Here is a 26,567-nt window from a genome sequence, read left to right as displayed (position 1 = left end):
GTTTGTCCGCGGAATGGGTCAGCTCCGGCAGCCGGTGTGTCGTGCTGGGGCGAGCGACCGGCACTCGTCATGAAGCCGGAACAGATCGGACCACTGTCCGGCGGTGAGGCTCTTGGGAAGGGCCGTGGCGCTGATCCGATGCCTTCTGACCCAGCCCTGGACTCGCCGTCTCGGGATCTCGGGGGTCGCGGCGGCGACGATCCGCGGAAGGCCACGGCCCTTGGCGGTGAAGACCCGATGCACGAGGTCCTGATAGCGCTCCTGTTCCGGGCGTTCGACGAGCGGACGCGCCCGGCGGGTGATCGTCATCAACCCACCGTCGACACTCGGTCGCGGGCGGAACGCCGCGGCGGGGACTCGGCCGACGAGAGCGAACTCGAACCACGGCCACCACTGTGCCGTCATCATCGTCGCACCGCCGACCCCGGCGCGGCGGCGGGCGACCTCCCATTGAACGAGCAGGACGGCATCGGTCCATCCGGGTGAACGCAGGATCCGGCGGAGCATCGCGGTCGTCTCGTGAAAGGGGAGGTTGCCGACGAGGACATGGGGCGTCGCGGGCACTCTGTAGCGCAGGAAGTCCGCATTGACGATCGTGGTCGCTCGGTTCGTGCGCCGTGCCAGCCGTACGGCCCGGCGGTTGTCGATCTCGATTCCGGTCAGATGCCTGCCCAGCCGCTGCAGCGGCAGGGTCAGCGCACCGTCTCCGGAGCCGATTTCGGTGATCGATCCGTGGGTTCGCGCGACGAGGTCGACGATGGTGTCAATCGTGGTCTGGTCGGTGAGGAAGTTCTGGCCGAGTTCGTGCCGACCGGGGCTATGCGTGGACACAGGACCTCCGCGGCTCACCGGTCAGCCGAGGGCCTTGCGGCTGAGGTGCTCCCAGGCGCGGTATTCCTCGGTACGGGCCTGGTCCATCTGCTGGACGAGGTCGTAGGAGTTGCTGCCGACGATCAGCCGCAGCGGCGGATTCGGCAGGTCGACCAGTTCCATGATGACGGGAGCGGCCGTGGCCGGGTCGGCGCCGGCGTCCTCGCCCCACATCTCGGTCAGCTTGACCCGCAGGGGCTCGTAGGCCGGATGAGCCCGCGTCGCCGTGGTGCCCGTGGTGAACAGCCCGGTGTTGTAGCCGCCCATCTGCACGATGGTGACCTTGATGCCGAAGGACTCGACCTCCATCGCCAGCGCCTGGCTGACCGAGTCGAGCGCAGTCTTGCCCGCTCCGTAGAACCCGACGGAGGCGAAACCGCCTCCGGAGCCCATCGAGGTGACCTGGAGGATGTGCCCGGAACCCTGCGTCCGCAGGTACGGGACGACGGCCTGGGCGACCCAGACCGCGCCGAGGAGGTTGACGTCGAGGTGGGCCCGGATCTGCTCCTCGGTGGCCTCCTCCACCATGCCGTACAGCAGTCCGCCGGCGTTGTTGACCACGATGTCGAGCCTGCCGAAGGCCGCCACCGCCTGGTCCACCCCTTCCTGTACGGCCTGCCGGTCGGAGACGTCCAGCGGCAGCCGTACGAGGCGGTCCGGATGCTCCTCGGCCAGCTCCGCGAGCGGGTCGACGTTGCGGGCGGCGGCCACGACCCGGTCTCCCGCGGCCAGCGCGGCCTCGGCGAATGCCCTGCCCAGGCCCCGGGACGCGCCGGTGATGAACCATGCTCGGGCGGTCGTCAACGGCCTTCACCTCCTTGAGATCACCAATCACGGCGAGACGCAGCGTCTCGCCGTACTGTGGCCCCAATCTTGCAGTCACCCCCTTCGCCGTGTCAAGACGGACCGTCTCGTCTCGTGGTCCTGCTATCCTCATCCACATGTCCATCGCCAGGAAGCCGAACCCCGCCCGCCGCAGCGAACAGTCCCGGCAGGCGATCTTCAAGGCCACGCGCGAGCTGATCTCGGAGGTGGGCTACGCCAACGTCTCGATCGAGGCCATCGCCGCCCGGGCGGGCGCGGGCAAGCAGACCATCTACCGGTGGTGGCGGTCCAAGGCGGCCGTGGTCTTCGACTCCTTTCTGGCGCTCAGCGAGGCGGGCCAGGAAGAGATGACGCTCCCCGACACGGGCGACATCGAGGCCGATCTCAAACTCGTCATGCGGGCGACCGTCGCCGAGTTCGCCGATCCGGAATTCGAGGCGCCGATCCGGGCGCTCAACGCGGAGATCATCAACGATCCCGACCTCGCCGCCCAATACCGCGAGAAGCTGGCCGGTCCGGTTGAGGAGGCCAAGAAGGCACGGCTGCGCAGCGCGCAGCGGGCGGGCCAGATCGACGCGGATGCCGACCTCGACCTGGTGCTCGAACTGCTCTACGCCCCCCTCTACCAGCGCTGGCTGCACCGCTCGGGGCCGCTCACGCCCGAGTACGCCGACGCCCTCGTGGACCTCACGCTCAAGGCGTTCCGCCCGTGAGGAGGGAGGAGAGGCGGTGCGGCATCAGGTGGGGAACGGCGCGTCACGTAGCAGCAGGGCCGCCCGCACCCGGTTGGCGCAGTCCAGCTTGGCGAGGATACGGCTGACGTAGGTCTTGACGCTCAGGTCAGCGAGCGGACGTCCGTGACCTCGTACTCGGCCACCGAGGCGGCGAGGATCGCGGCGCGTTGCGGGTCGTCGGGGCCGCTGCCACGGAACGCCTCGACCGCCGGCCGCGACTCCCAGCGCTCGAAGACGTTGATGCGTCCGGTCTCCACCAGGTCCGCGCTGATGGCGAACTCCAGGCAGCCGGGTGCCCGGCGGGCCGACTCCATGACGCCCACGCAGTCCGCGAGATAGCGCTCGCGCTGTCCCGGGTCGACGACGATGTGCCCCGCGATGATCACCATGCTGTTCCTCCGCCGGATCCGAACCGACCGTCCCTGGCTATGACCGTCGAGCGAGCCGGAACTCATCGGTGCACCCCGGGCCCGATCCCTCCCGCCGTCGGATGCGGACGCCACGATGGGTGTTGGAAAATTCGTTTGTCAAATAGGTCGAAAGAAATTGACAAACCAGTTTTTCAATTCGAGGATGGGCTCCATGAGCGGGCAGGTCGATGTCGTCCGCGGCGCGCTGTCGCCGCTGCGCCGACGAGTGCTGGAGGAGCTGCGTGAGCCGGGGTCGGCGACGGTGGTCGCCGCCCGGCTGGGCGAGAGCCGGCAGCGCGTCAACTACCACTTGCGTGAGCTGGAGAAGTTAGGGCTGGTGGAGCTGGTGGAGCTGCGCCAGCGGCGCGGCCGCAAGGAGCGGGTGGTACGCGCCACCGCGCGCACCGTGGTGGTCGCGCCGGAGGTGGTCGGCTCGCCTTCCCCCGGCGAACTGGACCGCTTCGCGTCCGACACGCTGCTGGCCATGACCGCCCGCGCGTTCGGCGAGGTGGCCGAGATGCGCGAGGAGGCCGCCGCGGAAGGCACCCGGCTGGTCACCTTCAGCATCGAGACCGACGTGGGTTTCGCCGAGCCGACCGACATCAACCGCTTCGCCACCGACCTGGCCGCGCGGGTGGCCGACCTGGTCGCCTCCTACGACTCCCCCCAGGCGCCTCGCTACCGCGTGATCATCGGAGGCCATCCCGCCCGTCAGAGGTTTCAAGATCCTGAGAGCCCGGAGAATTCGGAGGACACGTCATGAACGGCAAGAAGCGTCCCATCGTCGAACTGACCGTCAACGCGCCACAAGACGCGGCCTGGCGAGCCATCAGCACCGCCGAAGGGCTGCGCGAGTGGTTCGGCTACGACTACGACGCGAGCCACAGCGGCCCCGCCCGGCCCGCCGCGGGATTCGACGACGAGATCCGATCCTTCATCGCCGAGTCCGAACCGCACGCGCCGGACCGCCTGGCCTTCGACGACGGCAGCGAGCTGACCCTGACCGCCCACGGCCAGCGTACGGTGGTCCGGCTGGTGGTGCCCGAGGTGGAGGGTGCGAGCTGGGAGGAGCTGTACGACGGGGTCGCCGAGGGCTGGCGCTTCTACCTGGAGCAGCTCCGCTTCTACCTGGAGCGCGAGCCGGCCGGGCGCCGCCGCACGGTGTACCTGGCAGGTGAGGCCACCGGGCCGCAGGTCGCCGAGATCGTCGGCACGGGCACCCGCTGGTACGACGCCAGCCTGGTCGACTCCGAAGGCCATCTCATCTCGGTCGGCGCCGACCTCGCCAACTCCGAGGCCACGCCGGTGAACGTGATCGTCACCACCTACGGCCTCGACGACGCCGCGTTCGCCGCGCTGCGTGACCGGTGGGCGAGCCGGTGGGCGCCGGTCGTCAAGAATCCCGAGGTCATACCGTAGGCGTCGGCACCACGGCCGTCACGAGCGCGGAAGCTTCCTCGACTCCCAGGCCCAGCCCCCGGTTATGAGCATGATGACGGTGATCACGATCACCGAGAACGTCCAGGCTTCGCGGCGATGCGCGAGATCAACCGTGGTCACGAGGACGGACACACCGTCGAAGGCGAGACTCGCGGCGCCGCCGCCGAGGAGGAGCCCGAGGACACCCACGACGACGGCGACGGTCTTGCCGGCGACCGGCGGCACGAACCGGGCGACCTGTGCTCCCAGTAAACCGGCCAGACCGATGTCGGCGATGACGACGACCCACAGGAGGATGCCTTCGACGCCGTCGTCCAGCTCATCCTCGATCTCGTCCCAGGCGAGGCCGACGTCCGTCAGGCCGGCCACACCGAGCAGGAAGACGATCGCCATCATCACCCCGACACCTTTGCGCACCCACCCCTGAGGAGAGGCCCGTTCAGGCGGGAGGATCCTGGTGTTGTCGCGTACGCGGTCGCGGTCCGGCCGCCGCTCGCCGAGCAGGGCCAGCGCCTGCTCGACGGTCGGCCTGCGGTGCGGGTCCTTGTCGAGCAGCCGGGTGATGAGCGGCGCGAGGGGGCCCGCCCGTAGCGGCGGTGGGGGCTCCTCCAGCATGACCGCGGTCATCGCCGCCGGGTGGGTGTTGCGGGAGAACGGTGAGACGCCCTCGACGGCCTGGTAGAGGGTCACGCCGAGGGAGAACAGGTCACTGGCGGGAAGCCCGTCGATGCCGTGCAACCGTTCGGGGGCCATGTACTCGGGCGAGCCGACGAGCATCCCGGCGGTCGTCAGGGTGGTGTCGGTGGTGTGGACCGCGATCCCGAAGTCGGCGAGCAGCACCTTTCCGTCGCCGGCGAGCATGACGTTGCCCGGCTTGATGTCGCGGTGCACGATGCCGGCCTGGTGTGCCGCGTCGAGCGCCGCCAGCAGCGCCGCGGCGAGCTGCGCGACCCTGTCCACCGGCAACGGTCCATGGGCGCCGAGGTGCTGGGCCAGCGACTGGCCGTCGATCAGCTCCATCACGATCCAGGGCAGGCCGTCCCGGACGATGTCATGGACGGCCACGACGTTCTGGTGCGCACGCAACCGGACGGCGTTGCGGGCCTCGCGCTCGGTGCGTTCCAGCCGCTTGTCCTGCTCCGCCTGCGAGATCCCGGGCAGCAGCCGCAGCTCCTTGATCGCCACCTCGACGTTCAGGATCTCGTCGTGGGCGCGCCAGACCCGGCCGAACCCGCCGGACCCCAGTTCGGTGATCAGCCGGTAGCGTCCGCCGACCAGGTAGCCGGGCTCCGCTGATGTCATGGCCACTCCGCCCCGTCTTGCCCCTGTACGACAGGTGTTCAGGGTAGATCACTGACAGGGACGGCGTCCGGCTCACGCGGTGACGTACTGGTCCGCGTAGGCTCCGGTAGGCGGGATGGGCGTGATGACGTCGATCAGCACGCCGCTGGGGTCGGCCACGATGAAGTGCCGCTGGCCGAAGTCCTCGCTGCGCAGTTCGAGCTGCGCTCGCAGCCCTTCGCCGACGACGAGCCGTTCCCACTCGGCGTCCACGTCCTCCACCTCGAAGTTGAGCAGCAGTCCCCGTACGGGTGCGCGATACCCCTCCGGCACCGTCGGGTGGGCGTAGTCGAGCAGGGCCAGCTCGTACGGCTGCGTCCCCGGCCGTCGCAGGCTCACGTACCAGTCGGCCTCGAAGATCGTCTCGAACCCGAACAGCCGGGTGTAGAAGTCGCGGGACTCGGCTAGCTGCGAGGTGCCGATGACCGGATAGAAGCTGGTCAGCAACATGGAAGTGCTCCTTCGCGTACCGTTGGTATGTGAAGGTACGCTACTTGACCTACCATCGGTACGTCAAAGGGGGACGCGATGACCGACGGAGCCAGGGCTCGCCGGCGTGAGCAGACCAGGCGCACCCTGCTGCGCGAGAGCCGGCGGCTGTTCGCGAGCCGCGGCTACGGCGCGGTCGGCCTGGCCGAGATCGTGGACGCCGCCGCGGTCACCAAGGGCGCGCTCTACCACCACTTCGACAGCAAGACCGACCTGTTCCGCGCGATCCTCGAACAGGTGCAGCAGGAGGTCGCCCAGAAGGTGGCCGCGACCGCGCAGGCCCACGACGACCCCTGGGAACAGTTGACCGCCGGATGCCGGGCGTTCCTCGCCGCGAGCAGCGACCCGGACGTCCAGCAGATCATGCTCATCGACGCCCCCGCCGTGCTCGGCTGGGCCGAATGGCGCGCGATGGACGAGAGCGCGTCGGCACACCACCTGGCAGAAGCGCTCACCACGCTCATCGCGCGGGGAACCATCGCTCCCCAGCCGGTCGAACCGCTCACCCACCTGCTGTCCGGCGCCATGAACGAGGCGGCTCTGTGGCTGGCCACGTCAACCGACCCCGACGCCCTGGCCGCCACCTGGGCCGCACTCTCACAGATGCTGGAGGCGCTGCGCCACCGGCCGAGCGGCTCCCGATAGGTCAACCTGGCGGGATCGGCAGCTCGGTCTCTCGGCGGCTCTGGTGCGTCAGGATCTGGATGGCGTCGGCGGAGCTCGAGTCGTTCGGCGTGTAGATCTCGAGCCGGTGGTCGGGGCTGTCGGGCTGCAGCCAGACCTGGTAGGCGACGCTCGCGGCGCCGACGGTGGGGTGCTGCAGGTGCATGGTGCCGACGGTGCAGTCGGCGACCTCCCCGATCGTCCACATCCTCGCGAACTCGTCGCTGCGCATCGTCAGCTCTCCGATCAGCGCCGCCAGGCGCGCGTCCGTGGGGAATCGACCCGCGGTGAGCCGGAGGTAGGCGACGTGGACGCGGGCCAGCTCGTCCCAGTTGCGGTGCAGGTCGCGGGTGAGCGGATCGAGGAAGAACATCCGCGGGATGGACGGGCGGCGCGTCGCCACCCACGGCGCGTCGAAGGCGATGTGCTCGGCGACGAGCGCGTGACCGGTGCGGTTCCACGCGAGCACGTCGCCACGGCGGCCGAGCACGATCGCCGGCGTCACGTCTCCGATGGACTCCAGGAGTGCGAGGACCCGTGGGTGCGGCTCCTCCCGGGGCGGTTCTGAGAGACCGGGATTCGCGGGTTGCCGGGCGAGATTGTGCAGGTGAACGGTCTCGATCCGGCCGAGCTGCAGCACCCGCGCGAGGGCGTCGAGCACCTGCTTGGAGGCGGTCTCCGCCTGCCCCTGCTCCAGACGCGTGTAGTAGCCGGCGCTCACCCCCGCGAGCTGGGCCAGCTCTTCACGGCGCAGGCCGGGAACCCGGCGGGCGTTTCCGAACGTGCGCAGCCCGATCTCGGCCGGTGTGACCCGATCACGGCGACTCTTCAGAAACGCTCCAAGACTCTCCACGACGTCCAGCCTAGGCCGACCGAGCCCGCTCGTGGGTATACCTGCTGGGTGCACCCACAGCAGGGGGATGGCTGCCGACCTCGTCCTGCCGGACCGTCGACGACATGTCTCGACAGCACGCGCACAACCCGCCGGGCCTGCGGGCCTGGCTCGGCCTTCTGGTGATCCTCGGGCCCGTACTGCTGGTCTCCATGGACGGGTCGATCCTGTTCCTGGCGATGTCCCGGATCAGCCAGGCCCTCACGCCGACCGCCGACCAGGCCCTGTGGATATTGGACATCTACGGCTTCGCCGTCGGCTCCCTGCTGGTCGCGTTCGGCAACATCGGCGACCGGTACGGCCGGCTGAAGCTGCTCATGATCGGCACCGCGGCCTTCGGCGTCGGCTCCGCGGGAGCGGCGTTCGCGCCGAGCCCCGAGCTGCTGATCGTCGCCCGTGCGCTGATGGGAGTGGCGGGTGCGACTCTCCTGCCATCGGCCCTGGCGGTGTTGAGCGAGCTGTTCGCCGACCCGCGGCGACGAGCGCAGGCCATCGGCATCTTCGCCGCGGCGTTCGCGGCCGGGTTCGCCATCGGCCCGGTCGCCGGCGGCCTCCTGCTGGAACGGTTCTGGTGGGGCTCGGTCTTCTTGATCAACCTTCCCGTCATCGCCCTGTTCCTGATCTTCGCGCCGATCCTGCTGCGTGAGGTCCGGGCAACCCGCCCGGGTCGCGTCGACGCGCTCAGCGTCCTGACCTCCGCGGCCGGCCTCCTCCTCACGATCTACGGCCTCAAGCACGCCGCCGCCGAAGGTCTGTCGATCGTCCCGGTTCTCGTGGGGATCGCGGGGCTGGTGCTGCTGGCGTGGTTCGCTCTCAGGCAGCGGAGTCTCCAGCATCCGTTGATGGAGTTCTCGCTCTTCCGCGACCGGGTCTTCACGGTGGCGATCATCACCGGGCTGCTGCCGCTGGCGGCGTGGTCGGCGGCCGCGTACCTGGCGGGCATCTACCTCCAGTCCGTCCTCGACCTGCCTGTCCTGAGCGCGGCTCTGCTCGCGCTGCCCGGCGCCGTGATCCTCACCGTCACCTGCGTCGTCACGCCCTTCGTGGTCGATCGCATCGGCAAGCGGGCCGCCCTCATCATCTGCCACTTCTCCATCGCGGCGGGTCTGCTGCTCCTGCTCCCCACGGCGATCACGGACGGGATCGGCTGGTACGTCGCCTCCACCGTCATCGCGGGCGTCGGCTACGGCATCTGCTTCAGCGTGGTCGCCGACACCGCCGTCGGCGCCGTCCCCGCCGAACGAGCCGGCTCGGCGGGCGCGATCGCGGAAACCAGCAACGAGATCGGCAACGCCCTCGGCATCGCGCTCCTCGGCTCACTCGCCGCCCTGGTCTTCCGGCTCCAGGGGCCCGACCTGGCCCCCACCCTCGACGAGACCCTCCAGCTTCCCGACCTCGCGCCCGCCGTGGTCGTGGAGGCGAGGACGGCCTTCGTCACCGGCCTGCACGTGGTCGCCGCGGTGGCCAGCGCACTTCACGTGGCACTCGGCATCCTCGCCCTTCGCTGGCTCCCCAGAGCGGCGCCCTCGGCGGCGGCGGCGCTCAGTCGTCCTGAGGCCGCTCAAGAGGCAGAACCACGCGGAAGGTAGTGCCGCGGCCAGGAGCGCTCGTCACCTCGATCCGGCCGCCGTGCGCCTGCACGAGCGCCGCGGCGATGGCCAGGCCCAGGCCCGTTCCGCCGCTGTCGCGCGAGCGGCCCGCGTCGGCCCGGTAGAAGCGGTCGAACAGGTGCGGCAGGTGCTCGGGATCGATGCCCTGCCCCTCGTCGCCCACCTCGATCAGCGCGGCCGCGACGTCGGGGACGGGCCCGGAACCGGCGTGCACCACCCCGGGGGCAGGAGTCCCGGCGACCGCGCGCGGGCCGACCTCGACGCGAATCTCCGCGCCCGAAGGGGTGTGCTGGATGGCGTTGCCGACCAGGTTGGCGATGACCTGGTGCAGGCGGTGCTCGTCGCCGAGCACGAACACCGGCTCGTCGGAGACGACCAGCCGGATCGGCCGCTCGCGGTCGCGGGCTCTGGCGGCGTGCACGACGTCACCGGCCAGCACGTGCAGGTCGACGACGGTGGGTTCCAGCGCGGGCTCCTGGTCCATCCGGGCCAGCAGCAGCATGTCCTCCACCAGGACGCCCATGCGCGCGGCCTCGGCCTCGATCCTGCGCAGCAGCCGCTCGGCCGCCGGGTCTCTGGGGCCCGTGCCGTGGTGGTAGAGCTCGGCGAAGCCGCGGATGGAGGTGAGCGGCGTGCGGAGTTCGTGGGAGGCGTCGGCGACGAAATGCCGCAGCCGCCGTTCTGAGCGCTCGGACTCGCGCAGCGCGGTCGCCAGGCGCTCCAGCATGACGTTGAGCGCCTCGCCGAGCCGTCCCGTCTCGGTGTTCGGGTCGGTGTCGCCGACCCTGCGGTCGATGTCCCCGCCCGCGATGGCCTCCGCGGTACGCTCCATGCGGGTGAGCGGGCGCAGCCCCAGCCGTACCACGGCGAGAGCGAGCGTGCCGAGCAGCAGCAGCACCAGGCCGCCCACCGCCACCTCGATGACCAGGATCTGCTGCACGGTCGCCCGGTTGGGCTCCAGCGACATCGACACCGCCATCCGGGTGCCGTCGGGCAGGCTCCTCACCAGCACGCGCCACTGTTCCGACCCGGTCCTGGCGGCCACGTCGACGGCCTCCCGGGGGACCTCGGAGATCATCGTGGCGGGGATGGCCGGCCCGTCGGGCGTTTCCTCGGGCAGGTTGCGCAGCAGACTCCCGGACGGGCTGTAGAACGCGATCCTGAACTGCGTCGGCAGCTCCGCGGCCCGCCGGCCCATGTCGACCGGCGGGGGAGGGGGCACCGGGCGCCTGCCGAAGGTGGTGGCCACCTCGGTCAACTGAGCGTCCAGCTTGGTCTGCAGCGAGCGGTCCAGGAGCAGCAGACTCGCCGTCGCGAACGCCGCCAGGCCCGCCGCGCACAGACCGAGCAGCGCGGCCAGCAGCCGATGCCGCAGGGGCCAGGCCGGTCTCACGACGGCTCCTGCAACCGGTAGCCGACCCCGCGCAGCGTGTGGATCAGCGGCGCGCCCTCGGCGTCGATCTTCCGCCGCAGGTAGCTGATGTAGGACTCGACGATCCTGCTCTCGCCGTCGAAGTCGTAGTCCCACACGCGGTCGAGGATCTGCGCCTTGCTGACCACCCGTTCCGCGTTGATCATCAGGTATCTCAGCAGGCTGAACTCGGTCGGTGACAGGTGGATCGCCCGCCCGGCCCGCCGTACGGTGTGGGCCTGTTCGTCGAGCTCCAGGTCCGCGTACCGCAGCACGCCGTCGTCGAGTTGCTCCTCCGCCGGCCGCATTCTGCGCAGGATCGCCCGTAGTCGCAGCACCACCTCTTCCAGGCTGAAGGGCTTGGTCACGTAGTCGTCGCCCCCGGCGGTCAGCCCCGCGATCCGGTCGGACACCGCGTCCTTGGCGGTCAGGAAGAGCACCATGGGGCTGTCACCGGCCTCGCGCAGCCTGCGCGCGACCGCGAACCCGTCCAGGCCCGGCATCATCACGTCCAGCACGACGATGTCGGGCCGTTCCCTGGCCACCGCCTCCAGCGCCTGGCGGCCGTTCGCGGCGGTGCGCACGACGAAGCCGTTCAGCTCCAGAGCCTCGGACAGCAGCTCGCGAATGTTCGGCTCGTCATCGACCACCAGCACCTTCGCGGCGGGTTGTTCGTTCACGACATCGTTCTACGCGCTCGCGGCGGGAAAAGGGCGTGCACCCGTCTGGTGCGTCGCGGGCCCGGCGCGGCCGGTCGTGCGCCGGGCAGGCGAGAGGTCCTGCTCATGGGCCGCACCGGTAAAGCGTCTGGGCGCCGAAAGGTGACCTAGCGGCGGCGTCGTCGGTCTGCTCGGCGCCGCCGTACTCGGAGGCGGGCACTTCCGTGCAGGCGCGGCTGATCCAGTCGGTACGCGACTGCGCGGCCCCCTGCCCGCCGCCCATCATCCGCTCGGGGCCGGACCCGCTCAGGACGTAGCGCAGCTCGCCCGCCTCGACCCAGCGGTCGAGCTGCTCGGCGGTCGGCGCGGGATCGGACCCCATGAAGCCGCCCATGCCGATCACCGTCTCGTCGCTGTGCATGATGTACGCGGCGGCGCCCATGGCCGAGGCGTTGACCGCGAGCTTGATGCGGGCTCCGCCGGAGTGGGCGACGGCGTAGTCGAGGATCCCGCGCTGCTCGGCGGTCAGCTCTGCCCCGCCACCCATCGGCCCGCCGCCCATCGGCCCGCCCCCCATCGGCCCGCCGCCTCCTGGACGGGGGCCGGGCATCCCGCCGCCGAAGGCGTTCCGCGGGCCCGCGCTGGGGTTGACGCTGTTGGCGTCGGGCGGCCCGAAGGCGTAGGCGAGCGACCACGTCCCCGGCGCCAGCAACGAGGGGATGAGTACGGCCGCCGCCACGGCCGGCCCCGTACGGGCACCGCGCCTCGCGACGAGGAGGAAGGCGATCGCCGCGACGGCGGCGGCGAGCACGGCGTAGCGCAGCCAGCCGTTCCATGACGTGTCGCGCGAGACCAGGGCCCAGGCCCAGGCCGCGGTGACGGCCACCGCCCCGGCGGCCGCCAGGGCGCCCCGGCGATGACCGGCCAGCCATACCGTTCCCGCGCCGATCAGGGCGGCGATGGCGGGCGCGAGCATCGTGGTGTAGTAGGAGTGGAAGATCCCGGAGGCGAAGCTGAAGACCACGGCGTTGACCAGCAGCCAGCCGCCCCACAGCAGCCACCCGCCGCGCACGGCCGGCACGACGGCCGTCTCCCTGCGCCTGGCCAGCACGGCGAACCCGGCGGCGGCCACGACGATCAGCAGCGCGAGCGGCAGCAGCCAGCCAATCTGTCCGCCCACCACCTCGTTGAACATGCGCAACGGCCCGGCGGAACCGCCGAACCCGCCGCCGAACCCACCGCCGCCGCCGCGCGGCATGGGAACGTCGCCGCCGTACATCCCGAACGGCTCACCGGCCGCGCCGGGAGGCTGGAACCCACCCGGCGGCATCTCGGGCATCCCGCCACCGCCCGGCCCGCCCCCGCCGAAACCGCCCCCGCCGAAACCGCCGCCGAAGATTCGTCCGAGACCGTTGTAGCCGAGCACGAGATCCAGCGCGGTGCCGTCCGTGCTCCCCCCGATGTACGGCCGCTCTCCCGGCCACAGATCCACCAGCGCCACCCACCACAGCGAACTGACCAGCAGCACCCCGCCCGCGGCGGCGAGGTCACCGATCCGCCGCCGCCAGGGCGCGGCCGTGCCGAACAGGTACGCCAGCAGGAACGCGGGCAGGCACACCCACGCGGCCAGCATCTTGGTGGTGAACCCGCACCCGATGAGGAAGGCGGCCAGCATCAGCCAGACGGTGGCCCGGCGCGGCGCGACCCCGGCCCGCAGCGCACGGGTCAGCGCGTAGGCGGCGGCCACCAGCAGCAGCACCAGCAGTGTGTCCGGGTTGTTGTCCCGGTTGATCGCGACGGTGACCGGGGTCAGGGCGAGCACGAGGGCGGCGATCAGGCCGGCGCCCTCACCGGCCCAGCGGCGTACGGTGCGATGCAGCAGGAAGACCGCCGCCACGCCCTCGACGATCTGGGGCAGCAGCAGCGCCCACCCGTGGTAGCCGAAGATCCAGGTCGAGATGACCTGCGGCCACAGCGCCATCGGCGGCTTGTCCACCGTGACGACGCCGACCGGGTCGAAGGAACCGAACAGGAACGTGGTGACGCTCGCCGACATGGACTTGACTGCGGCGCTGTAGTACGAGTTGCCCCAGCCCCAGGTCCACCAGGACCAGCCGTAGAGCACGGCGGCCAGCAGGCAGATCGCGGTCAGCGCGTACCGGCGCCACCGAGGGGAGGCGGTGACGGGAAGTGGTGTGGCGGTCATCGGGTGATCAGCTTTCAGGAGTGGCGTCGGGTCATCGGCTAGCAGTCGGGCTTTCAGTCGGGTGACCGGCGGTCAGGATCGGCGGCGGAAGACCCAGCCGCGCAACAGCAGGAAGCGCCCGGCCGTGCCCAGCACACAGGCGCAGACCAGCACCGTCAGCTCCAGGGCGCGCGACGGACCGGGATTGAGGGCGTGCAGCCCCAGGAGCGCGCCGGAGGTCACGGCGTAGTACAGGCCGAACACCACCAGCCCGAGCAGGTGCGTACGCGTGGCGGAGCCGCGGGAGGCGGTGAAGGTGAACCGGCGGTTGGCTTCGGTGTTGAGCACGGTGGTGAGGGTCAGGGCCAGCAGGTTCGCCGGGAGCACGGGCAACCACGTGCGCAGCAGCGCGTACACGCCCAGATGCGCCACGGTCGACAGCGCCCCGATGGCGCCGAACGACAGCACCTGCCACAGCAGCCCGCCGCCGCCCCGCTCGGCCAGCACGGCATCGGGGTGGGCGGCGCGCGGCGCGGGACGCCGCGGCAGATCCGGTACGCGCGCCGCGCCCGACGCCTTGGCCCGCGCCACCCTGACCAGCCCCTTGAGGTCGTCGACGGCGGTGGACAGCACCTGCACCCTGCTGTCCACGTCTTCCACCCAGTCCACCGGGACCTCCTGGACCCGCAGCCCGTTGTGCTCGGCCAGGAGCAGCAACTCGGTGTCGAAGAACCAGCCGTCGTCCTCGACCTTCTCCAGGAGCGGACGGATCACCGCCGTGCGGGCCGCCTTGAACCCGCACTGCGCGTCGGTGAACCCCACCCCGTGCGTCCACCGGATCAGCGCGTTGTAGGACCGCGAGATGATCTCCCGGCGCGGCCCGCGCAACGTGCGCGCCCCGCGTGCCAGCCGGGAGCCGATCGCCACGTCGGAGTGCCCGTTGACGAGCGACGCGGTCAGCGGCAACAGCGCGTCCAGGCCGGTCGACAGATCGACGTCCATGTAGACCACGACCTCCGCCTGACTGCGCGCCCACGCCGTCCGCAGCGCCAGCCCTCGTCCCTTGCGCTCCAGCCGCAGCAGCCGTACGTGGTCGCGGTATCGCTCTGCCAGCTCCGCGGCCACGGTGGGGGTGCGGTCGGTGCTCGCGTTGTCGACCACGGTGATGGTCCACGCGAAGGGGAAATGCCGCTCGAGGTAGTCGCGGAGAACGTCGATACAACCGGGGAGAGCCCGTTCCTCGTTGTGGACGGGGATCACGATCTCCACGGTCGCGGTGAGTCCGGGAGGCAGATGGGCGTCGTCCCGCGCGGTCACGGCATTGTCGGTCACGCGCGTCACCACGTGCCTGCTCGCGAATCTGTCATGAGGCCAGTCATCCCATGCGACTGTGTGAGTAACGTGTGAGCCCTTCGTCAGCCGGGCGCCGGGGGCCGGGCGCGGCGGGTCGGTGGAAGCCGGGTGCGGCGCGTGCGCGGCAGGCTGACCTGCCGGGCAAGTCTGTCGTGAGGCGAGGGGAGCACGTTCATGTCGGCTGTCGTGATCGTTGTGGTGGCGGTCTTCTTTCTCGGGATGGGCGTCTACGGTCTCCTCGCGCCCGCCGCGCTGATCAGGCCGTTCGGGATCGTCGCCGATACGGTCGAGGCGCGGACCGAGATCCGCGCCGTGTACGGCGGCTTCGGCGTGGCCGTCGCGGGCCTGCTGCTGGCGGCGGCGGCCGACGTGGGCGGGCTGCAGGCGGGCATGGCCGTGACCGTCGCCGTGTCCCTGCTGGGCATGGCCTTCGGGCGGCTGGTGGCGCGGTCGGTCGAGCGGCCGTCGGCGTTCTATCCCTCGTGGCTGTACTTCTGGGTGGAGGTCGTCTGCGGGGGCGCGCTGCTGGCCGCCATGGCCTGGTGAGCCGTCCTGCCACGCGACCGTGTCACCCGATGGGATCCAGGCACCGGATCGTGACGCGCCGGGAGAGCAGCGCGCTCGGGGCCAGGCCGAACATCGCGTGGAAGGCGGTGCTGAAGTGGGACGGGCTGGCGAAGTAGCCGTCGGCCGCGGCACGGGTGAGGTTCTCGCCCGCGGCCAGTGAGCGGGCGGCCCGGTGCATCTGCGCCCACAGCCGAAACCTCCGGTACGAGGTGCCCGTGCGGTCCCTGAACAGCCGGAGGAAGCGTGACTCCGACAGCCCGAGTTCGGCGGCCAGCGGCGCGGCGGCCAACGGCTCGTCCGCGCCGATCAGGCGGCGCATGGCGGCGGCGACCCGCGGATCGGTGAACGACGCCGCCCGATGGCCGGTGGCCTCGGCCACCCAGGCGGTGACCTGCCGGTCGGGGCTGTGCGCGGAGATTGCCGCCGCCCCGTCCAGCAGGCCGGCCTCGGCTTCGTGCCCGGTCATGACACCGTGGTCGCCGGAGCCGAACCTGGCCCGGCACGCTCGGTCCTCGGCCGAGCCCGGGTCGAGGTAGAGGAAGACCATGCGGTCGCCGCCCGCCGTGAGATGGTGCCGGACCCGTGGCGGGATGAGGGCGGTACGCGCCCGCAGTTCGCCGCCGGGAGCGCGGCGTACGGCGAAGGGCGCGTCCACGCCGACGGCCACGCACGCCACCGCGCCGGAGTGCGGGCCCAGCCGCAGGGACGGCCCGGCGTACAGGGCGCGGCCCGGCCACAGCCACACCGCCGCCTCCCCGCCCGGAGCCTCCTGGACCTGGGGCGCGGCAGTGTCGCGGCGGGTCCGTGAAAGCGCTGGCATCGACGTCTCCCGCAGGCTGACCGGAGTCGGAACGTTCATTGGAGGATACGGTGCGCTCGTTCACCCGCGAGATCGGCCTGGCGTTGTTCGCGGCTGTGGGACTGCTCAACCTCGCCCCGGGCCTCGTCGCGTTGCTGCCGTCGCAACTGGCCGGCGTCTACGGCGTGGTGGCCGCCGACGCCACCGGCACCCTGCTTCTGCGCCACCGCGCGGTGATGCTCGCGTTGCTCGGGGCCGCCCTGCTGGCCGCGGTCGTGCTGCCGAGCCTGCGGACACCGGTGCTGCTCGCCGCCGCGATCGGCAAGGTGTCGTTCATCCTCCTGGTTTTCACGAGCGCGGGCGCGCACCCGAAACTGACCCCGGTCGCACTCGCCGACGTGGCGGCGCTCATGGCACTGGCCGTGGCCGCCGTCCTCGTCCGCCAATCGAGGCGGACGGCGGCGTCGATCACGTTTTCTGACGTTTGTTAGGGTCTCCTCGGTGATGTGGGAAGGTATGGGGCCTGATCTCTCCGCGCCGCCGGGCACACCCGGCGACGGGCGGGCGGCGGCGCCTGTCCCCGTCTGGCAGCCGCCCACCGACACAGAACGCGATCTGTACGAGGCCAAGACGCGCGGCGACTGGGCCGCGTACTTCGACGTCCTGGCCGGCGCGAAGCTCTATCACGCGATGTCGCGTGCCCAAGCCGACTCCCAGCCCGGCTGGATCGAGCTCAACGCCTCACTCCTGGGTCCCCGGCCGGGCCGCAAGCACCTGGTGTTCCTCACCGACGGGATGCTTCCCGCGCCCGTGCCCGACCCGGTCTTCTTCGTGATCGGCCTGGGCAGGCTCGCCCGAGATTGGCCCAGGGACGACGAGTGGCTGGCGGTCAACCCGGGCACCCCTTGCGAGGCGTTCTTCCCCGCGTCGGCGGCTCATCGGCAGACGTGGCGGTGGCACGCCGAGCGGATGACGCGTTCGAACCGAGGCCGACTGCGCACGCTGTGGGTCGGGGGTCCGCTGCACGGCTCCGTCGCGCGGGGGCTCGCCTGCGGGGCGCTGCTCTGCGTGAGCAACGGCTCGCTCTGGAACGCGATGGGCTGGCACGGCACCGGCTACGTTCGTGAGAGGCGGCGGCTGGAGGAGTGGTGGAGGATCACCAGCCGCGAACAGTGGTCGCGCGCACAGGAGAGCCTGCTCAAAGGCGAGATGAGCAGTTCGGTCTGGCAGTTCGTGCTGAGCGTGCGCAGTGCCCTCGCCCACGACTTCGGCGGCGCGGTCGAGGTCGACCACTGGCGGCAGGTGACCGCGCGAGTCCTCCGGCGCCGCGCCGCGGACGAGGAGACCGCCACCGACGGGGTCACCAGGACGGCCCCCTCCCGCGACTCCGAGACGGAGGCCCAAGTCGCCGGGGCGCAACGGCTCATCGGCCGGATCACCCGCTACGAGGCGCGCTTCCGCGCGGACGGCCTGCTCGGCGAGGGGAGGTTCGTCCATTCGGTGGAGGCGTGGGACTACGGGCGGGCTTCGAAGATGGCCCGCTGGGGGCTCGGCGCCCGCTACTGCGATCTGGCGGAGGCCGAACTGGCGGTCCACCGCGCCGGACGGGCCAGCCAGATGGCCTACCGTTCCTGGGAAGACTTCTCGGCCGCCTACATCCTGGGACGTTGCCTGCATTTCGACCAGGAGGAGTTCGGCGACTGGTACGGGGAAATGCTCGACGCGCACCGGATCCTGACCACCGATCCGACCAGTCCCTGGCGGAACATCCCCTTCAAATGATCAGATCGTCAACGCCGCGTCGAATCGGAGGCGCAGGTCGGTGAGGCGCTCGACGGGTTCACAACTGTAGACGAGGCGAACATGGTCGGGGGCGATCGTCCCACCCCAGGCCGTCATCGGGGTGGCGGCGACGCGCCCGTACCGGAGCAGCCGGGACGACAGCTCCGGAGCGGTCAGGCCCAGGGCGGCGGCGTTGACCAGACACGACCAGCCGCCTGCCGCGCGCACCACCGGGAGTCCCGCGAGCTGCTCGATCACGGTGTCATGGCGTCGCCGGTACTCGGCTGTGGCCGCGGCGACCCCCGCGCCCGAGGGGTCCGTGAGCGCCGCCGCGGCGCCGAGCTGGGCGAACCCGCTGGCCACCGTCGTGTTGTAGATGACCGCCATCTTGATGCGCTCCATGAGCGCCGCCGGGCCGGCGATCCAGCCGATCCGCCATCCGATCATCCGATATTCCTTGGAGACCGAGCCGATCGTGATGGTCCGCTCCGCCAGGCCGTCGACCCGGCACGGGTTGATCCGCGGGTGGCCGTCGTAGACCAGGCGTTCCATCGCGGCGTCGTAGATGAGGTACGCACCGGTCCGCGCGCAGGTCTCGGCCACGGCGGCCCAGTCGTCCCGGTCGAGGAGCACTCCCGACGGCATCGAGGGGCTCATCAGGAGCAGCGCGGCGGCCGTGGTGACCTCGGCCAGGGCGTCGCGGTCCAGCCGCCAGTAACCGCCGTCCACGCGGAGCGGGAGGAAGTGCGGGCGGGCACCGGACAGCCGCACCCGCTGGAGGAGGCCGGCGTACGTGGGGTCGGTGAGCGCCACGTGATCGCCCGGCTCGGTGGTGGCGAGCAGCACGGGCATGACCGCCGAGGTGCCGCCCGAGGTGATGACGATCTGTCGCGAAGGGTCGTGGTCGAGCCCGGTCCGGGTACGCAACTCGTCGGCGACCGCCTCACGCAGCACGGGCAGACCGGTCAGCGGCAGCCAACTGTTGCCTTCCCCCGAGGCCAGCGCCCGGGTCGTGGCGTCGACGGCGCAGGGCGGAGGGGCGACGTCGGTGTCGAGATTCTCCATCCGCAAGACGTCGGGGTCGGTGCCCGCGGCCTCCGCCACCACGTCGAGGCCGATCGGTTGCACATCGGCGAAACGGGCGTTCTGCCGCACAAGGCACCTCCATTTGTCGGGGTATCAAGCACAAGATCCGTCAGGGCGGTTTGAGCGTCAAGCCCGATCGCCATCGCGTCGGCTTCATGCACGTCGGCGGCGGTGTCCATCAGGCGATCCGGTAGGCGGCGGCGCCGTTGTGCAGGAAGCGGGCGCGGCCGTGCCCGTCGGAGCCGACCAGCGACAGGACCTGGTGGCCGGAGGACTTCGGCTCGGCGGTGATGACCGAGCTGTCGTTGAGGCGGACGACCTCGACGCGGTTTTCTGACCCGCCGAGGAAGGACTCGGCGATTTCGTTGCGTGGGCGGTAGATGAGGAACGCGCGGCCGTGCTCGCTGGTGAGGGTGATGTCGTACAGGGTGGAGCGGTAGGTGCCGCACATGCGGTCCGCGTCGATCCCGGCCGGGTTCACGGGCGGCACGGGTAGTGGTGACGTCTCGACGCCGGCCAGGTCCCTGAGCACCGCACCGAAGATCTCGTACGCCAGTGGCGCACCGCCCGTGCTGTTGGTCAGCACGGCCACCGCCACACCCGCCGACGGGACGACGCGAAGCCAGGCCTTCTGCCCCTTGGCGACGCCGGTGTGGCCGACGACGCCGTCCTGGTAGAGCATCCAGCCAAGTCCCCAGCCGATGACGCCGCCGCCGAAGTCGGGGACGGATTCGACCTGGGGTTCGCGCAGTGCCGCCAGCGCGTGGTCGGTGAGGTGCAGTTGGACGAACTCCAGCAGGTCGCGTGCGCTGATCGCAAGGTGCGAGCCGCTGGGCGCGGAGTAGTAGGAAACCGCCCACTCCTTGGTCGGAACGACCTCTCCGCCGGTCTGGACGTGGCCGACCGCGGCGCGGTGCAGGATCGCCTCGTAGGTGTCGGTCGCGGCGGTGTGCAGGCCCAGCGGCGTCACCAGGCGTTCGCGGAGCACGTCGTGGAAGGGCTTGCCGCGTAACACCTCCACCAGCCTGCCGAGCACCACGTACCCGCTGTTGGAGTAGGAGAAGACGGTGTCAGGCGGGAGGAGCTGGTCCGCCTCGGCGAGGGTGGCGACGAACTTCTCGATCGCGTCGTCGTTGCGGCCGGTGTCGGTGAAGTGGTTGCCGTCGATGCCGCCGGTGTGGGTGAGCAGGTGGCGGGTGGTCAGGGACGCGGTGGCGGCCGGGTCGCTCAGCCGAAAGCCGGGCAGGTAGTCGCGGACGGGACGGTCGAGATCCAGCACAGCGTCGTCGACCAGTCGCTGGATCAGCGTGGCTGTCCAGATCTTGGTGATCGAGCCGATCTTGAACACCGAGTCGGTCGTGGCCTCGACCTGGGTGCGCAGACTCAGCACGCCCGCGGCCTCGTCCCGGATCTCCCCGTCGGCCAGCACGGCGACCTGCGCGCCCGGTACGCCGTACTTCGCGACAAGCTCGCCCAGATCCCATCCCATCCCGCCAGGCTAGTGCCGTGCCAGGCCACGCTTGCCCTCCTCACGATGCGGCGCAGGCGGGGTGGCCCGACCGCGCCCGTCAGGAGACGGTCTTCACCAGATGGCGCAGCGTCTCGCTCAGCTCGGTCGTGCACGTGATGTGCCTGTCGGCGCCGGGCTGGAGGAGGCCGCGCCGCTCGGCGTCGTACAGGTCGGCGAGTTCCCCGGCGAGCTGGGGCGGGACACCCTCCCGCACCATCAGGCCGACCCATTCCTGCTGCGGGACGGTGACCACCTCCAGCGGCCTGCCGAGAACGGCGCCCAGCTCCTCGGCCACCTGCCGCTCGGTGTAGTGAGGGCAGTCCAGGCCGATGACCTCGTCAGCCGGGGAGGGCGCGGTGAGCGCCTCGGCGACCACCACACCGACGTCCCGCGTCGCGACCATCGGAGTGGACACGTCGGCCGAGTCGCCGAAGACCGGATAGACGCCGAGTTCGCGGGCGGCGTCGAGCACGGTCTCGACCTTCTCCTGGAAGTGCGGCGGGCGGATCGCGGTCAGGGTCACGCCCGTCTCCCGCAGCCGGCCCTCCATGTGGTGGAGCCAGCGGATCGGGCCCGTGCCCTCGGCCAGCTCCGCCCCGATCGACGAGAGCATCACCACATGGGTGATCCCGCTGTCGAGGACCGCTCCGGTGATCGAGTCGGCCAGCCGTCGGTGATCGGCGTCGGCATCGGCCAGCGCCGGGTCCGTCGGCAGCATGACGAACGCCGCGCGGCAACCACGGAAGGACTCCGCCAGCGCCGCCCTGTCGCCGAAGTCGGCGACGGTGATCTCCGCGCCCGCCTGCGCCCAGGCTCCGGCCTTGGCCTCGTCGCGGACCACGGCCCGCACCGCTTCTCCCTTGGCCAGGAGTTCCCTGGCCGCCGCGCCGCCGACGTGGCCCGTCACTCCAGTGATCGCGTACATCGGATACCTCCGGTGAGTCGTCGAGGTGAGTCACCACCCAGTGAACGCGCTCGCAGAGAGACGATCCATATCCCTTCAGCTCGTTCGCATTTCTGTCCGTCTACACTGGCGGTTGTGGACCCGCTCGCCGACCTCCTCGACGGTGTCCGTGCCCGCAGCGCGGCGTTCTGCCAGACCATCCTCGAGCCGCCGTGGTCACTGCGGATCGCCGACGAGGCCACGCTCGCCCTGGCCACCGCGCTGCGCGGGCACGCCTGGATCGTGCCCGACGTGGGTGAGCCGGTGCTGATGCGCACGGGTGACGTGACCATCATCAAGGGGCCGAAGCCGTACACGATCGGCGACGACCCGGCCACCCGGCCGGAGGTCATCGTCAAGCAGGGCAACCGCCTGGTCACCATGGACGACGTCGACGTCACCGACCGGCTCCGGCTCGGGCCGCGTACGAGCGGATACAGCCCCGACGGGTCGGCGATCGTGGCCAGCGGCACCTACCAGGTCATCGGGGAGGTGAGCGAGCGGCTGCTGAACGCCCTGCCGCAGATCGTGCTCGTGCCCCGGTCGAGCGTGCGGTCCCCGATCATGGAACTGCTGGCGCAGGAGGTCAACGGCGAAGGGCCCGGCCAGCAGGTCGTTCTCAACCGGCTCCTCGACCTGGCGCTGATCGCGACCCTGCGCGCCTGGTTCGCCCGCCCTGAGGCCCACGCGCCCGGCTGGTACCAGGCGCAGAGCGATCCGCTGATCGGCCCGGCGCTGCAACTGATCCACGGCGACCCCGCCCATCCCTGGACGGTGGCGCTGCTGGCCGGCAAGGTGGGCGCCTCGCGCGCGGCGTTCGCCCGCCGGTTCACCGCGCTCGTGGGGGAGCCGCCCATGGCCTACCTCACCGGCTGGCGCATGGCGCTCGCCGCCGATCTGCTGCGTTCCTCCGACGCCACGATCGACGCGGTCGCCCGGCACGTCGGCTACGCCAATCCCTTCGCGCTGAGCGTGGCCTTCAAGCGCGTGCGCGGGGTGTCGCCGAGCCGCCACCGCTCGGGCGAGTGAACCCGGCGAAGCTTCGCCCATAGGGGAGGTAAGCCTCCCTCTTCGGCCCAGGGCAGCCTGTCGCCGCTGGTCGCCCTGCCCGCCATGCCGCCGACCTTCGCCCGCCACGGCCGCGAGGCGGGGAATCCGCCCCTGGACAGCGATCCTTATAGCGCTCTAACGTCTATAAGTCTAAAGTGCTAGGACACTAGATAAATGGAGCTGCTAGTGATCGAGTTCCACCTGGACAGCAGGTCGCGTGTGTCGCCGTACCTGCAGTTGGTTCAGCAAGTACGGCACGCGTTACGGCTCGGCCTGCTGCGCGAGGGCGACCAGTTACCGACCGTCAAGGAGGTCGTGGCGCGGTTGGCGATCAACGCCAACACCGTCCTGAAGGCCTACCGGGAACTCGAGCACGAGGGCCTGGTCGCCCCCCGGCCAGGGGTGGGGACGTTCGTGACGACGACGCTCGCCAGTACCTCGCTGGCCGCGCACGGCCCACTGCGGCTGGAACTGCAGCGCTGGCTGGCCAAGGCCCGCCAGGCCGGCCTCGACGACGAAAGCATCGAGGCCCTCTTCATGACCACCTTTCGGACCACCGCTCAGGAGGATGTAGCGTGAACGCGGTCCTGCAGGCCCAAGGACTGGGCAAGAAATACGGAAAGCGCTGGGCGCTGCGCGAGTGCACCGTCGACATCCCGGCGGGCCACGTCGTCGGGCTGGTCGGCCCCAACGGCGCCGGTAAGACCACGCTGCTCAAGCTGGCCGGCGGTCAGCTCGAGCCGACGGCGGGCGGCATCACCGTGCTGGGCGGGCGGCCCGCCGGCGGCCCGGCGCAACTGGCCAGGGTCGGGTTCGTCGCCCAGGACACCCCTGTCTACGCCGGGCTGAGCATCGCCGATCACCTGCGGCTGGGCGCCCGGCTCAACCCCCGCTGGGACGACACCATGGCGCGGGAACGCATCGAGCGCCTCGGTCTCACCCTCGACCGCCGGGCGGGCAAGCTGTCGGGCGGACAACGCGCCCAGCTCGCCCTCACCCTGGGCCTGGCCAAGCGGCCAGAACTGCTCATCCTGGACGAACCGGTGGCCTCGCTCGACCCGCTGGCCCGCCGTGAGTTCATGCAGGGGCTGATGGAGGCCACGGTCGAGCACGAGTTCAGCGTGGTGCTCTCCTCCCACCTGGTCTCCGACCTGGAACGCACGTGTGACTTCCTGATCGTGCTCGTCGACTCCCGTGTCCAGGTGGCCGGGGAGACCGACAAGCTGCTGGCCACCCACCACCGGCTCACCGGCCCACGCCGCGATCCCGACCGGCTCCCCGCCGACCAGCACGTGGTCTCCGCCAGTCACACCGACCGGCAGAGCACGTACGTGGTGCGTACCGGCACTCCGATCCACGACCCCGCCTGGACGGTCACCCAGCTCAGCCTGGAGGACCTCGTCCTGGCCTACATGGACAAGCACGCCGCCGAGAGCCGGCGGGTCTCCCTGGAGGTGCAGCGATGATCTGGCTGACCTGGCGTCAGTTCCGTGGCTCGGCCACGATGATGGCGGCCGTGCTCGGCGTACTCGCCGTCGGCCTGGCGGTGACCGGGCCCGGCTTGGCCTCCGCCTACTCCACCGGGATCGCCGACTGCACCACGGACAACACCTGTGACAGCTTCTACAACCGCTTCTTCGGCGAGTACGACCTCCCGTTCCTGGCGCTGACCCTCGTCGTGCTGGTGCTGCCCGCACTCGTCGGACTCTTCTGGGGCGCCCCGCTGATCACCCGCGAACTGGAGGCGGGCACGCACCTGCTGGTGTGGAACCAGAGCATCACCCGCGCCCGCTGGCTCGCGGTCAAGCTCGGGCTCGTCGGCGTCGTCGCCGTGGCCGCCGCCGGCCTGTGCGGGCTCATGGTGACCTGGTGGTCCGACCCCCTGGACAAGTCGGCCGACGCGAGCATGGCCCTGATGGCGCCCCTGGTGTTCAGCGCGCGCGGCATCGCCCCGATGGGGTACGCGGCCTTCGCCTTCGTCCTCGGCGTGACCGTGGGCATGCTGGTACGCCGCACGCTGCCCGCCATGGCCCTCACCCTGGCCGTCTTCGCCGCGATCCAGTTCGCCCTGCCGTCGATGGTCCGTCCCCATCTCATGACCCCGATCACCGCGACCTACGAGCTGGGCATGGCGAACATGGAGAGCCTCAGCATCCCCCGGGAGGGAGGCGCGCCCCCGCGGATGCACCTGAGGGACGCCGTTCCCGACCAGCCGGGTGCCTGGGTCCTGTCCAGCGAGCTGCTCGACCCGACCGGAAAGATTGCCTCCGGCGGCAGCGGCGGCTCCGGAGCCGTCGTCAACGTCTCCTCGACGTCGGGACCCTGCGCGCCGGGGAGCGCGGCGGCGGGCGCCGGGGACGGCTGCCTGGGCGAGGTCAACCGGCTCGGCTACCGGCAGCAGGTGATCTACCAGCCCCTTGAGCGCTTCTGGCTGTTCCAGTGGATCGAGACCGGGATCTACGCCCTGCTCACCGCCGGCCTGACGTGGCTGTCGTTCTGGTGGATCAGGAGGCGTCTCTCATGACCGCCATCAGGGCTGCGGTCGCCGGGCTCGCGCTCCTGCTGGTCGCGGCCTGCACGGCGCCGGCGGCGCCGCGCAGCGAGTCGAGCTTGGCAGCGAGCACGGTCTGCGCGAAGCCCCAGGGCAGCCTCCCGGCGCAGACGCCCACCACCGTCGACGTCATCGAGCAGGCGTACTTCTGCATCCTCGAAAATTACTACAGCGGTGACACGCTGGACGCCCGCTCGCTGCTGACCGCCGGGTTCGTCGCGTTGACGCGGGAACTCAACCTCAACGGACGTGATGTCTCCGAGGCGACCATGCCGGCGCTGACCGGTAACAGGGAGTCGGACTGGACCGCGTTCGAGGCCGTCTACCGGAAGGTCACCGATCAGGTCCCCGACCTGCGTGACAAGCTGGCCGTCGTCACCCTGGAGGCCATCGTGGCCAGCCTCGACGACAATCACGCCAGGTGGGTGCACGGCGGCGGCGGGCCGCCCCCCGACTACCACGACGGCGACGGCTACGGCCTGGGCCTTCAGGCGAACGTCAACGGCCCCCAGGTGGACGGCAACCCCGGTGCCGCCCTGCCCCCACTGTTCGTCACCACCGTGGAGGGCGGCGCGGCGCAGGCCGCCGGAGTGCGTCCGGGCGACATCATCGAATCGATCAACGGATCGGCGCCCTTCATCGATGGCAAGCCCACGCCCGCGATCGCCGCTCTCTACCGGCGGTACCCCCAAGCAGACGCGGTCGAGCTGCGGCTGCTGCGGCAGAGCACCGGACGCCGCTGGAGCGTGACACTCAAGCCCAGCGTCTACGAGCGGGACCTGGCCGCCCTGCAAGGGGTGACGTCGAAGCTGCTGGACGACGGCAGCGCCTACGTGCGGGTGCGCGGGTTCGCTCCCGACGCGGCGGACCGGGTGTTCAAGGCGATCTCCCGGCTGCGCAACGGGCGGACGCTCACCGGTGTCGTGCTCGACCTGCGGGGCAACGGCGGTGGCAGCCCCACCGAGGCGATCCGGCTGGTGAGCGCGTTCGTCCATGACAAGGTCACCGCCTACCTGTGCACGGTGGACGCCAAGTGCGAGGCCCTGCGGACCGACGACACCGTCGAGCTGCTCAACCTGCCGCTGGCCGTGCTGACCGACCGCAGTTGCGCCTCGGCGTGCGAGCACTTCAGCTCCGCGGTCAAGGACCTGCGTCTCGGCCACCTGGTCGGCACCAGAACCGCCGGTGTCATCTCGGGCCCATCGGAGCCGTTCCAGCTCAGCAACAACACCATGCTGGCCTTCCCCACCAGGCACCACCTCGGGCCCAATCGCGAGACGCTCGACCGGATCGGCGTGCCGCCCGACCACCACGTGCCCCTGACCCCCGAGGACGCGGCCGCCGGGCGTGACCCGGCCCTGGCCAAGGCGCTGACTCTGCTGGAGAAGTGAATGAAC

27 protein-coding genes are annotated in these 26,567 nt (G+C 70.9%); 13 read left to right on the top strand and 14 right to left on the bottom strand.

Going from position 1 to position 26,567, the window contains the following annotated elements:
* Positions 1–18: 18 nt before the first annotated feature.
* Both erm and ACZ6S0_RS34865 read right to left on the bottom strand, forming a co-directional pair.
* Positions 19–831 carry a 23S ribosomal RNA methyltransferase Erm gene (gene erm, locus ACZ6S0_RS34870; protein ID WP_465923583.1) on the bottom strand — a complete coding sequence of 271 codons (813 nt, stop codon included), beginning with the start codon at positions 829–831 and terminating at the stop codon, positions 19–21.
* A 21-nt stretch (positions 832–852) separates the two neighbouring features.
* A complete protein-coding gene (locus ACZ6S0_RS34865) occupies positions 853–1,674 on the bottom strand; it encodes an SDR family NAD(P)-dependent oxidoreductase (protein ID WP_465923582.1) in 822 nt (273 codons plus the stop codon).
* 137 nt (positions 1,675–1,811) lie between these two features.
* On the opposite strand from ACZ6S0_RS34865, the gene ACZ6S0_RS34860 reads away from it, so the two are divergent.
* Entirely contained in the window at positions 1,812–2,408 is a 597-nt protein-coding gene (locus tag ACZ6S0_RS34860; RefSeq protein WP_465923581.1) for a TetR/AcrR family transcriptional regulator, read from the top strand.
* A 122-nt stretch (positions 2,409–2,530) separates the two neighbouring features.
* Here ACZ6S0_RS34860 and ACZ6S0_RS34855 read toward each other — a convergent pair whose 3' ends face one another.
* A complete protein-coding gene (locus ACZ6S0_RS34855) occupies positions 2,531–2,818 on the bottom strand; it encodes a putative quinol monooxygenase (RefSeq protein ID WP_465923580.1) in 288 nt (95 codons plus the stop codon).
* 193 nt (positions 2,819–3,011) lie between these two features.
* On the opposite strand from ACZ6S0_RS34855, the gene ACZ6S0_RS34850 reads away from it, so the two are divergent.
* Both ACZ6S0_RS34850 and ACZ6S0_RS34845 read left to right on the top strand, forming a co-directional pair.
* Positions 3,012–3,602, top strand: a complete 591-nt coding sequence (locus tag ACZ6S0_RS34850) for an ArsR/SmtB family transcription factor (protein ID WP_465923579.1) — start codon at positions 3,012–3,014, stop codon at positions 3,600–3,602.
* A complete protein-coding gene (locus ACZ6S0_RS34845; RefSeq protein WP_465923578.1) occupies positions 3,599–4,258 on the top strand; it encodes an SRPBCC family protein in 660 nt (219 codons plus the stop codon). Before ACZ6S0_RS34850 ends, ACZ6S0_RS34845 begins: the two co-directional genes overlap by 4 nt.
* Positions 4,259–4,276: 18 nt before the next feature.
* Here the strand turns inward: ACZ6S0_RS34845 and ACZ6S0_RS34840 are convergent, their stop codons facing one another.
* Together ACZ6S0_RS34840 and ACZ6S0_RS34835 are read right to left on the bottom strand one after the other, a co-directional pair.
* Entirely contained in the window at positions 4,277–5,581 is a 1,305-nt protein-coding gene (locus ACZ6S0_RS34840) for a serine/threonine-protein kinase (protein WP_465923577.1), read from the bottom strand.
* 72 nt (positions 5,582–5,653) lie between these two features.
* Positions 5,654–6,070, bottom strand: coding sequence for a VOC family protein (locus ACZ6S0_RS34835; protein ID WP_465923576.1), 417 nt, complete (start codon positions 6,068–6,070; stop codon positions 5,654–5,656).
* 78 nt (positions 6,071–6,148) lie between these two features.
* On the opposite strand from ACZ6S0_RS34835, the gene ACZ6S0_RS34830 reads away from it, so the two are divergent.
* Complete coding sequence (locus ACZ6S0_RS34830) at positions 6,149–6,754, top strand: TetR/AcrR family transcriptional regulator (protein WP_465923575.1); 606 nt, start codon at positions 6,149–6,151, stop codon at positions 6,752–6,754.
* A gap of 1 nt (position 6,755) precedes the next feature.
* Here the strand turns inward: ACZ6S0_RS34830 and ACZ6S0_RS34825 are convergent, their stop codons facing one another.
* Positions 6,756–7,625 carry a helix-turn-helix transcriptional regulator gene (locus tag ACZ6S0_RS34825; RefSeq protein ID WP_465923574.1) on the bottom strand — a complete coding sequence of 290 codons (870 nt, stop codon included), beginning with the start codon at positions 7,623–7,625 and terminating at the stop codon, positions 6,756–6,758.
* Between the two features lie 104 nt (positions 7,626–7,729).
* On the opposite strand from ACZ6S0_RS34825, the gene ACZ6S0_RS34820 reads away from it, so the two are divergent.
* A complete protein-coding gene (locus ACZ6S0_RS34820; protein WP_465923573.1) occupies positions 7,730–9,253 on the top strand; it encodes an MFS transporter in 1,524 nt (507 codons plus the stop codon).
* Here the strand turns inward: ACZ6S0_RS34820 and ACZ6S0_RS34815 are convergent.
* The 4 genes from ACZ6S0_RS34815 to ACZ6S0_RS34800 all read right to left on the bottom strand — a co-directional run bounded on the left by ACZ6S0_RS34815 (position 9,207) and on the right by ACZ6S0_RS34800 (position 14,861).
* Entirely contained in the window at positions 9,207–10,667 is a 1,461-nt protein-coding gene (locus ACZ6S0_RS34815; RefSeq protein ID WP_465923572.1) for a sensor histidine kinase, read from the bottom strand. The two genes, ACZ6S0_RS34820 and ACZ6S0_RS34815, sit on opposite strands and share 47 nt — an antisense overlap.
* Positions 10,664–11,365, bottom strand: a complete 702-nt coding sequence (locus tag ACZ6S0_RS34810) for a response regulator transcription factor (RefSeq protein ID WP_465923571.1) — start codon at positions 11,363–11,365, stop codon at positions 10,664–10,666. The genes ACZ6S0_RS34815 and ACZ6S0_RS34810 overlap by 4 nt, the downstream gene beginning before the upstream one ends.
* Before the next feature lie 103 nt (positions 11,366–11,468).
* Positions 11,469–13,550 (bottom strand): ArnT family glycosyltransferase, encoded by a 2,082-nt coding sequence (locus ACZ6S0_RS34805; protein ID WP_465923570.1) that lies wholly within the window; start codon positions 13,548–13,550, stop codon positions 11,469–11,471.
* Between the two features lie 72 nt (positions 13,551–13,622).
* Positions 13,623–14,861 carry a bifunctional glycosyltransferase family 2/GtrA family protein gene (locus ACZ6S0_RS34800; RefSeq protein ID WP_465923569.1) on the bottom strand — a complete coding sequence of 413 codons (1,239 nt, stop codon included), beginning with the start codon at positions 14,859–14,861 and terminating at the stop codon, positions 13,623–13,625.
* Positions 14,862–15,056: 195 nt separating this feature from the next.
* Between ACZ6S0_RS34800 and ACZ6S0_RS34795 the strand changes: the two genes are divergently transcribed.
* Positions 15,057–15,428, top strand: coding sequence for a DUF4345 family protein (locus ACZ6S0_RS34795; protein ID WP_465923568.1), 372 nt, complete (start codon positions 15,057–15,059; stop codon positions 15,426–15,428).
* A 22-nt stretch (positions 15,429–15,450) separates the two neighbouring features.
* Here ACZ6S0_RS34795 and ACZ6S0_RS34790 read toward each other — a convergent pair whose 3' ends face one another.
* Positions 15,451–16,269 carry a helix-turn-helix domain-containing protein gene (locus ACZ6S0_RS34790; protein WP_465923567.1) on the bottom strand — a complete coding sequence of 273 codons (819 nt, stop codon included), beginning with the start codon at positions 16,267–16,269 and terminating at the stop codon, positions 15,451–15,453.
* Between the two features lie 50 nt (positions 16,270–16,319).
* On the opposite strand from ACZ6S0_RS34790, the gene ACZ6S0_RS34785 reads away from it, so the two are divergent.
* Together ACZ6S0_RS34785 and ACZ6S0_RS34780 are read left to right on the top strand one after the other, a co-directional pair.
* Positions 16,320–16,739, top strand: a complete 420-nt coding sequence (locus ACZ6S0_RS34785; RefSeq protein ID WP_465923566.1) for a hypothetical protein — start codon at positions 16,320–16,322, stop codon at positions 16,737–16,739.
* 25 nt (positions 16,740–16,764) lie between these two features.
* Positions 16,765–18,030, top strand: coding sequence for a DUF1266 domain-containing protein (locus tag ACZ6S0_RS34780; protein WP_465923565.1), 1,266 nt, complete (start codon positions 16,765–16,767; stop codon positions 18,028–18,030).
* On the opposite strand, the gene ACZ6S0_RS34775 is transcribed toward ACZ6S0_RS34780, so the two are convergent.
* From ACZ6S0_RS34775 to ACZ6S0_RS34765, 3 genes are all read right to left on the bottom strand, one after another.
* Positions 18,031–19,185 carry a pyridoxal phosphate-dependent aminotransferase gene (locus ACZ6S0_RS34775; protein WP_465923564.1) on the bottom strand — a complete coding sequence of 385 codons (1,155 nt, stop codon included), beginning with the start codon at positions 19,183–19,185 and terminating at the stop codon, positions 18,031–18,033. It lies immediately after the preceding gene.
* Positions 19,186–19,294: 109 nt separating this feature from the next.
* The gene (locus ACZ6S0_RS34770; RefSeq protein ID WP_465923563.1) at positions 19,295–20,605 is read right to left on the bottom strand and encodes a serine hydrolase domain-containing protein; all 1,311 of its coding nucleotides are present in this window, start codon (positions 20,603–20,605) and stop codon (positions 19,295–19,297) included.
* A 79-nt stretch (positions 20,606–20,684) separates the two neighbouring features.
* Positions 20,685–21,551, bottom strand: coding sequence for an NAD(P)H-binding protein (locus ACZ6S0_RS34765; protein ID WP_465923562.1), 867 nt, complete (start codon positions 21,549–21,551; stop codon positions 20,685–20,687).
* 114 nt (positions 21,552–21,665) lie between these two features.
* Here ACZ6S0_RS34765 and ACZ6S0_RS34760 point away from each other — a divergent pair, with 114 nt between their 5' ends.
* The 5 genes from ACZ6S0_RS34760 (at position 21,666) to ACZ6S0_RS34740 (ending at position 26,561) form a co-directional block, all read left to right on the top strand.
* Positions 21,666–22,598, top strand: a complete 933-nt coding sequence (locus tag ACZ6S0_RS34760) for an AraC family transcriptional regulator (RefSeq protein ID WP_465923561.1) — start codon at positions 21,666–21,668, stop codon at positions 22,596–22,598.
* A gap of 195 nt (positions 22,599–22,793) precedes the next feature.
* Complete coding sequence (locus ACZ6S0_RS34755) at positions 22,794–23,198, top strand: GntR family transcriptional regulator (RefSeq protein WP_465923560.1); 405 nt, start codon at positions 22,794–22,796, stop codon at positions 23,196–23,198.
* Positions 23,195–24,085 (top strand): ABC transporter ATP-binding protein, encoded by an 891-nt coding sequence (locus ACZ6S0_RS34750; RefSeq protein WP_465923559.1) that lies wholly within the window; start codon positions 23,195–23,197, stop codon positions 24,083–24,085. The genes ACZ6S0_RS34755 and ACZ6S0_RS34750 overlap by 4 nt, the downstream gene beginning before the upstream one ends.
* On the top strand, positions 24,082–25,143 hold the full coding sequence (locus ACZ6S0_RS34745; RefSeq protein WP_465923558.1) for an ABC transporter permease: 1,062 nt from the start codon (positions 24,082–24,084) through the stop codon (positions 25,141–25,143). The genes ACZ6S0_RS34750 and ACZ6S0_RS34745 overlap by 4 nt, the downstream gene beginning before the upstream one ends.
* Positions 25,140–26,561: a S41 family peptidase gene (locus tag ACZ6S0_RS34740; RefSeq protein ID WP_465923557.1), complete on the top strand. Its 1,422-nt coding sequence runs from the start codon at positions 25,140–25,142 to the stop codon at positions 26,559–26,561. The genes ACZ6S0_RS34745 and ACZ6S0_RS34740 overlap by 4 nt, the downstream gene beginning before the upstream one ends.
* Positions 26,562–26,567 lie beyond the last annotated feature (6 nt).

It is taken from the genome of Nonomuraea sp. NPDC051298 (assembly GCF_055586305.1).
Note: the sequence above shows the minus strand (reverse complement) of the source record. Positions and strands in the feature narration are given on the sequence as shown.

Coding starts and splice junctions, on each gene's coding strand:
- ACZ6S0_RS34745 (WP_465923558.1), top strand. CDS start 24,082: ATGATCTGGCTGACCTGGCGTCAGTTCCGTGGCTCGGCCACGATGATG.
- ACZ6S0_RS34795 (WP_465923568.1), top strand. CDS start 15,057: ATGTCGGCTGTCGTGATCGTTGTGGTGGCGGTCTTCTTTCTCGGGATG.
- ACZ6S0_RS34835 (WP_465923576.1), bottom strand. CDS start 6,070: ATGTTGCTGACCAGCTTCTATCCGGTCATCGGCACCTCGCAGCTAGCC.
- ACZ6S0_RS34740 (WP_465923557.1), top strand. CDS start 25,140: ATGACCGCCATCAGGGCTGCGGTCGCCGGGCTCGCGCTCCTGCTGGTC.
- ACZ6S0_RS34830 (WP_465923575.1), top strand. CDS start 6,149: ATGACCGACGGAGCCAGGGCTCGCCGGCGTGAGCAGACCAGGCGCACC.
- ACZ6S0_RS34855 (WP_465923580.1), bottom strand. CDS start 2,818: ATGGTGATCATCGCGGGGCACATCGTCGTCGACCCGGGACAGCGCGAG.
- ACZ6S0_RS34770 (WP_465923563.1), bottom strand. CDS start 20,605: ATGGGATGGGATCTGGGCGAGCTTGTCGCGAAGTACGGCGTACCGGGC.
- ACZ6S0_RS34840 (WP_465923577.1), bottom strand. CDS start 5,581: ATGACATCAGCGGAGCCCGGCTACCTGGTCGGCGGACGCTACCGGCTG.
- ACZ6S0_RS34780 (WP_465923565.1), top strand. CDS start 16,765: ATGGGGCCTGATCTCTCCGCGCCGCCGGGCACACCCGGCGACGGGCGG.
- ACZ6S0_RS34845 (WP_465923578.1), top strand. CDS start 3,599: ATGAACGGCAAGAAGCGTCCCATCGTCGAACTGACCGTCAACGCGCCA.
- ACZ6S0_RS34860 (WP_465923581.1), top strand. CDS start 1,812: ATGTCCATCGCCAGGAAGCCGAACCCCGCCCGCCGCAGCGAACAGTCC.
- ACZ6S0_RS34820 (WP_465923573.1), top strand. CDS start 7,730: ATGTCTCGACAGCACGCGCACAACCCGCCGGGCCTGCGGGCCTGGCTC.
- ACZ6S0_RS34755 (WP_465923560.1), top strand. CDS start 22,794: ATGGAGCTGCTAGTGATCGAGTTCCACCTGGACAGCAGGTCGCGTGTG.
- ACZ6S0_RS34790 (WP_465923567.1), bottom strand. CDS start 16,269: ATGCCAGCGCTTTCACGGACCCGCCGCGACACTGCCGCGCCCCAGGTC.
- ACZ6S0_RS34765 (WP_465923562.1), bottom strand. CDS start 21,551: ATGTACGCGATCACTGGAGTGACGGGCCACGTCGGCGGCGCGGCGGCC.
- ACZ6S0_RS34850 (WP_465923579.1), top strand. CDS start 3,012: ATGAGCGGGCAGGTCGATGTCGTCCGCGGCGCGCTGTCGCCGCTGCGC.
- ACZ6S0_RS34805 (WP_465923570.1), bottom strand. CDS start 13,550: ATGACCGCCACACCACTTCCCGTCACCGCCTCCCCTCGGTGGCGCCGG.